Annotated in this window: 4 protein-coding genes; all 4 read right to left on the reverse strand. The window is 61.6% G+C overall.

Annotated elements, in window-relative coordinates:
• Nucleotides 1-76 precede the first annotated feature (76 nt).
• The 4 genes from FJ248_08555 to FJ248_08570 are packed head-to-tail and all read right to left on the reverse strand — an operon-like array spanning nucleotide 77 to nucleotide 6649.
• Nucleotides 77-397, reverse strand: coding sequence for a P-II family nitrogen regulator (locus FJ248_08555; protein ID MBM4120929.1), 321 nt, complete (start codon nucleotides 395-397; stop codon nucleotides 77-79).
• Between the two features lie 29 nt (nucleotides 398-426).
• The gene (locus tag FJ248_08560) at nucleotides 427-3639 is read right to left on the reverse strand and encodes a DUF2309 domain-containing protein (GenBank protein ID MBM4120930.1); all 3213 of its coding nucleotides are present in this window, start codon (nucleotides 3637-3639) and stop codon (nucleotides 427-429) included.
• On the reverse strand, nucleotides 3627-4931 hold the full coding sequence (locus FJ248_08565; GenBank protein ID MBM4120931.1) for a hypothetical protein: 1305 nt from the start codon (nucleotides 4929-4931) through the stop codon (nucleotides 3627-3629). The genes FJ248_08560 and FJ248_08565 overlap by 13 nt, the downstream gene beginning before the upstream one ends.
• Nucleotides 4928-6649, reverse strand: coding sequence for an NADH-quinone oxidoreductase subunit L (locus FJ248_08570; GenBank protein MBM4120932.1), 1722 nt, complete (start codon nucleotides 6647-6649; stop codon nucleotides 4928-4930). Before FJ248_08570 ends, FJ248_08565 begins: the two co-directional genes overlap by 4 nt.
• Nucleotides 6650-6785 lie beyond the last annotated feature (136 nt).

Below are 6785 nucleotides of genomic sequence, written 5' to 3' on the forward strand. Positions count from 1 at the left end.
TGCACAGATCGTCCCCGCAGACCCCATCCTAAGTGAGGCCTGAGCACAATTGCAATGAAGAGGACGTGGCGGCGGATTAAAACCGTTCGCGCCGGGTAACGGACACGTCCGACACGAACATCACACCCGAGTGCTTCTCAAACAGCGGCTTCAGTCCGGCCAGCAACGGTTCCACTCTTTCGGCTGGTAGCACCGCCATGATCATGATCTGGCTTTCCATGTCGCTAAACATAAAGTGCGCCTCGTGTACGCCGTGATGGCCTTTACCGGACACGTTACCGATGATCGTATAGCCGCTGGCCCCGACCCGATCCAGCAGCTCAGTGACGAACGACCGCTGCTCGCCTGAGACAATCACGCGAATTTCCTTCATCGAATGTAACGTCAGCTCGCCCATGTCTCCACTCCTTTCGAGTGCGCCAGGGGTCACTGCCCCACCGAACCAGCCACTCGGCTCCATTCCCCTGTCGGCAGATACCGATAGAATACCCTACCTTCCGGGTCCAGCGCCAACAGATGGACCCACTCATGATGATAAAAGTTCTTCAGGACTTCGTGCCGCGCGATCAGCTTTTCGATGCGTGCGCACGGCGCTTCGATGACCGTCGTCAGGCGCATCGGTTCGTGATAGGGGTGCTCACCGTTCATCATGGTCTGCCAGGCCAACCCCAGCCGCAGGTCGCTCCACGGCCCCGACATGATGCCAAACCGCCCCACGACGTTGTGATACACCTTGCTCCCGGCCCCGTAGATGTCGTTGTCGGTGACCGAGAAATAGTGCTCCATATTGATCCACTGCGCAACGACCTGCGGGGCCGTCATCAGCACTTCAAGCAGTTTGTCAGTTGGATCCTCACGATAATCATAGGAGTGCAGAAACACGCGCCCCTCCAGATCAAGTCCCCTTGTGAGCGTGCGCCGGCCGATGATAAAGGCCGCGTTGCCGGAGAGTCCCCATTCGGGCCGCACCTGGCTCCAGTCCACGCTGCGCTGTCGCGTGTGCGCGGCCGCCTGTTCCGGCGTGAGTGCCGCCGGCGCGTCCGGGAGCCGGGTGCACCGCTCCAGACTGGTTCGCCGTCCGGCTTCCTGCAACTGCACCTTCAAACGTTCGATGTCAGCCGTGTGGGTGGACGGGAGATCCTCCAGATCAAACAGTTTCGTCTCGTCCGTCGTCGTATCCACCTGGCCGGCTAGAAAATGCGTGTCGGCTGGAATCACGAGGCCGGTTTTGGCCAGCCGCTCCCGGACACGCGAATTGTTCGCCATCGCGGCCAGCACGCGCGCATTGGGATGGCCTTCGTTGCCTCCACAGGCGCCGCAATCAAGCGCGGCTTCGAATGGATTGTTCTCCGACGTACTACCGTGCGCGCAGAAAAGCACCAGCCGCGCAAAATCCTTCGTCAGGCCCATCATGCGCAGTGCCGTGTCCACCGTCAACGCCTGCTCGTCGAGCGTAAACCCCGTCCGCGTGGCATGTTCTTTCTGTGCAAAGGCCCCGCGTTGATCCACCCTGTACTCTCGCCGCAGGACATCAATGAAAGCCTCCAGTTTACTGGCCGGAAGACCTGCCTGCCCGGCCATTTTGATCAGAGTCGGTTTCGCTTCGCCGTCGCCGTTCATTGCCCGTTGCCACAGGGCCTCGACAAAGGCCGGTTCGATCCGCGCGCCGTGCAACCCCAGCCGCTCGTGCAGTGCCTTCCCTATCCGGACGCGCTGCTCCTCCGCCACCGTCTGCTCGATCTCGGCAGACGGGAGTTTGTCCACCGTCATGCAGGTGGATAAGGCCGGTACGAACCGCTTCTTCAGCCAGGCCACGGCATGGGCGTACCAGGTAGGCAGAATCGTTTTCCCGACGATCGGCAAGCTGTACAACCACCCCAGCGACTCCACCATGACATAGGGCGTCACCACGTTTTCCTTCAGATCGTGCAAGAGCGTGTGGCCGGCGTGAACCAGCTTGGCCCGAGACTCGTGCCCGGAGGCTGCGTAGTCGCGATAGCTGCGGGGGATCTCCCGCACCTCATTTTTCGCCCGCATGATCACCGGGTACTGTTCCGTGTCGTGCTCCTTGCCCCACGCCCGGTAGCGGATGAACACGGCGAAGAATCCAGCAAAGCCGTAGGTTTCGTTCGCGCCGACCGTCTCCAGATGACGCCGGAACGGTTCGGAACGCACATCGATGCAGAACACGGACTGCGTGGCCGGCCGTGTCGATGCGGATGACCCCTTGTGGTGCAGATTGTCCGTCAGTTTTGCCATAAGCGATTCGTGATAGCCGGCCTCGAACGCCTTGAGCCAGACTGGACCATGGTCCGATTCCGGGAACGCATCCATCCAATGGAGGATCGCTGCCAGATCGACCGATGCGGCCCCTGACAGCGCAGACGGATTCAGGTCCAGCGCCGCCGCCAGCCCAAGCAGCCGCCGCGCGCCTGCCCGCCTGAACGCAACAGCCAGGCGGGGACCAAATTCTTTCTGATAGCGCTCGGCCAGCGCGTCCCAGGCCTCGCCCGAGGCGACGTTGCGACACCACCGGTCGATCTCCTCAGCGTAGGTGGCCGGCAGACGTCCGGCGAGACGCTCGCGCCGCAAGAAATACTCGCGGGGCCGGTCATGCATATAGTCCAGCACTGCGCGATAATTTCCGTCGATGCCCAGCGAACTCCGGCAGGCCCGCTGAACCAGCTCGCACACGTACCAGAGGCGGATGGCGAGAAACTTCACCAGCCCAGCGGGATGGGCCTTCTGCCAGATATAGTCTCGCTCCTCAGCTCGCCATTTGATGAAGCCGGCCCAACCTGGTAGCGCAGCCATCTGGAGCGAGAGATAATTCTGCCAAAGCGCCTCGGGGATCGCCAGCATCGCCAGGCTGTCGAGCACCGCATCTTCGGGATCCTCAGGCAGACCCGCGATTGCACGTTCGCTGTTCGCGATGCCACAGGGCGACCATTCATATTGCATGAGCGACTTCCAAGCCCGATAGAAATCTGCATCTCGACCGGGCATGGGCCACGTGGCGTGGCCTTCGTCCAGAAACGCCTCGCACCATTTGATGAGCTCGCCATTGACCTGCTCGACAATGTCGGTCTTCAACACGAGATCGCACCAGTGCGACAAGGTGAGAGTGTGCCCGAGGGCCGCCTGATCTTCGCGCACCCGTTGTGATGCCCGCTCGTGCAACGTCGGCGGTATCAGCACTCCAGTCAATCGGCTGGCCAGATCCTCAACAGATGGCTCCGTGAGCAGCGCATCAAGCGGCTCCTCAGTGGGTGCGCAGAGCCCGTGCGTTAGACAGGCACGCAGCACCTCTGCGTGCGAGACGGCACGGGTCCCGACCATCACCCGCTTGTCGCTCGCCAGCGGCTTCAGCGCCTCGTCGAGGTGCGCGCGACCGATCCGTCCCGACTTGACATAGCCGCGATAGAGCTCGCCGGGCAGGTAGCCGTTCCCGCCCACCAGCTGCCGGCCACGTTTCACCGTCTCTTCAAATTTGAGATATTCAAGGCTGTGCAGTGGATTATGGTGGACAAAGGTCCGCATCGGCCAGTACTGGGCAATAACCTCGCTGGCGAGGCGGATCGTCCCGCGCAGCTCCATCCGCTGCACATCGCTATAGCGCGCCGGCGTTACCGATGCCATAGCGAAGACTCCATCGCCTGCACCCGTGGGTCTGGCGCACCGGCATCCAGTAGGCGGGGCGGTACGACTCCCAGTACCGTCAGTAGTGCAACGATCAGGATCAGCGCCGCCGTCTCAGTCGAAGACAAATCACGGTATCGCAGATCCGGCCGGTGCCGGCCGAACAGGAGTTGCTGCGCCAGGCCGAGCACGTACCAGCAAGAGGCCAGCACAGCACCAATGATCACCACCAGCGCGCCGGAGAGCGGGATCGAGGGAGTCAATAGCATTCCCATGAAGCCAGCATAGACGCCGAAAGGAGGCAGACCGATCGCCGCCAGCGTCAGCAAAAAGAACAACGTCGAAAACCGCGGCATCATGGAAGCCAATCCCCGCATCGCACACAGGTCCACGTCGCCATAACGGGCCTGCACCGCATGCCAGGCCAGCAGAAACCCGCTTGTCACGAAACCGACAGCGAGCAGATAGACGGTCGTTTGCGGCGGTGCCGACCGGGTCGCTGCGACATACCACCAGAGGATTGCGTAGAACGACAGACCCGTATAGGCCGCCAACAACCGCACACGCGTCTGCACTAAAGCCTTAAGTGTGCCATAGAGCGCGCTCGCGAGCGCCAAGGCTGACACCGCCCCCCAGACATCGCGGGACATATGTGGCAACAGTGTCAGGAGGCCGTGCATGCCGAGCACAGGCAGCATCACGGCCAGGAACCCGGGCAGGTTGCCCGGCAGACCCCTGAGAGCCGCGACGTAACCGCCGTGCAACGGTGTGAGAGGTAACAATATGGCACAGGCTGCTAGAAACGCCGTCGTAGAAACCGGCGGCACGGCGACCAGTGCAACCAGTAAACTCACCACGCCCAGGCCGTAGGTACCGATGCCACACCATGGCAGATGCCCTGCCACGCTTCGATACCAGTAGAGCAACCCGCTGATCAACCCGATGATCAGCACTAACAGCATGGGTCTTAACCCGGCACCGTCGGTCAGTGCGCCAAGGCCAAGCCCTAACAGCACCAACGTCCAGAGCCATGCGGCCCGATTGTCCGGATGCGCCGGCTGGCCAAGCAGCGAGAGAACCGCCGCCAAGGGGAGCATGTACAGAAACCAGAAGGTGCCACTCCCGCCCGCCGTTCCACCGATCATAAAACACGGCACCGCAAAACCGGCGAGTGCAGCAGCCAGCGTCCAGATTTTCAGCACCTGCGGCCGTGCCCACAGGGCAAGCCCCACCACTGCCCCAGCGACGGGCGTGGCGGCAAGCCAGGCTGACGACAGCCCGTCGCCCATCATGGCAACCGCTCGAAGGCGCGCTTGTCCACTTCCTTGGCCAGACGCATCACGCTCCGACCGAACCGCGCATGCAGCATATCCAGATACAACCGGTTCATGCACAGGACATAGAGACGGCGCTGTAATTCCTCCACCCAGGCCGGCATGGGCCCCGTGCGTCCATGCGCCCGGGCATAGAGATAGGCCCAACTCAGAACCGTCACCACCACCGTCCCGCCGACCAACACATCGAACAGCCGCCCGGGGAGCGCAGCCGCCTGGAAATAACGCGCCACATCGTCTGGATTGGGATACAGGAAACGCGTGAAGCTTTCCGCAGCGAACAGATAGACAAAGACTACAAAGATGAGCGTGCCCAGCATGGCCAGGGACACCTTCCACGACGCCACCGCCCGCATCCGCGTCAGCGTCAGAATGGCCTGCGAGGAGGTGGCCCAAGCGAAAAACAGAAAGATGAGGACCCCCTGGGATTCCAACAGCGGGATCGCGAGCACGCCATGGGTCGCGAGCAAAATCACCAGCGGCAGCAGGAGCGTTGTGAGAAACCCCGTGGCCCAGGTCAGCCGCGGCAGCTCAAATTCCTCCGCACCATGACTCACATGCGGCAGCATCATTTCCTGTCGAGCCTTGTGGATCACGTGGCCAACATTCAGAAAGGCGGTCGCCTTGAAGAGCCCGTGCGCCATGAGATGGAAAATCGCCAGCGCGAAGGCGCCGAGGCCGCACTCCATGATCATATAGCCCATCTGCCCAACGGTAGAGAACACGAGCGTCTGCTTGATGTCGTTCTGAACCAACATCATGCTGGCACCCAGGATAGCCGTCAGCATGCCGATGGCGAAGACAATGTGCAGCGTGGTCGGGCTCAGTCCGTAGAGGGGCGCCAAGCGATTGAGCAAAAATCCCCCCGCGTTAATAATGCCGGCGTGGAGCAGCGCCGACACCGGGGTCGGCGCATAGAGGGAGGCGGGCAGCCACATGCACAGCGGCACCTGCGCCGATTTGCCCATAGCTCCGATAAAGATGAGCAGCGTGATCATTGTGGTGCCGCTGATCTCGATCACGCCGGGCCAGAGCGCCAGCATTACCGGTGTCGACGCAGCGCGCAGAGCCAGCTCCTGAAACTCGATCGTGCCGTACAGCACGTAGGCCACCACGATGCCCGCAAGAAAGACCACATCCGTTGTCCGCAGCAGCATAAATTTCTTGAACGTGCCGTCAAGCGTGGGCTGATGGTCGTACCGGTGGGCCAGGAGATACAACTGCCAGGTCAGCAGCTGCCAGAAGACGAACAGCATCACCAGGTTCGCACTCGAGACCATGCATAACAGAATGAACACGGTCAGCATCATCAACGCGAGAAACCGAGCGTACCCATGTTCCTGCTGCATAAAGCCTATAGAGTAGCGATAGACGAGTGTGGCGATGCCCGTGATCAGCACCATCATCACCGCACTAAGGCGATCGAAGTAGAAGCCGACCGGCAGGGCGAGATTGGCGGGAGCCGACGACTCGTACCACCGGACAGTAACCGGCCCCTGTACAGACACTAGTGCCAGGATCACAACGGCGCCGAAGAATGCTGCGACGATGGGCAGCATGCCGATCCGCGCGCGCCGCTCACACGACTCGCGCGGGCCGACCGCCACGATAACCACGGTCAGCAACGGCAGCAGCGGGACCAGCACCCACGCCGTTGTGCCGAATTCAATTCCCATTCGTGCCCTTCTCGCAACTCCTCAATCTGCGCAATAAAAAAGCCAGTCGTTTCGTCCGCGCACGCAGGACGAATCCCGACTGGCTTGTACTGTACCCGACCCGCTGAAACGCTGTGCCGGTTACCCTACCGCCGCA

It is taken from the genome of Nitrospira sp., assembly GCA_016873435.1.
GTDB lineage: Bacteria > Nitrospirota > Nitrospiria > Nitrospirales > Nitrospiraceae > VGXF01.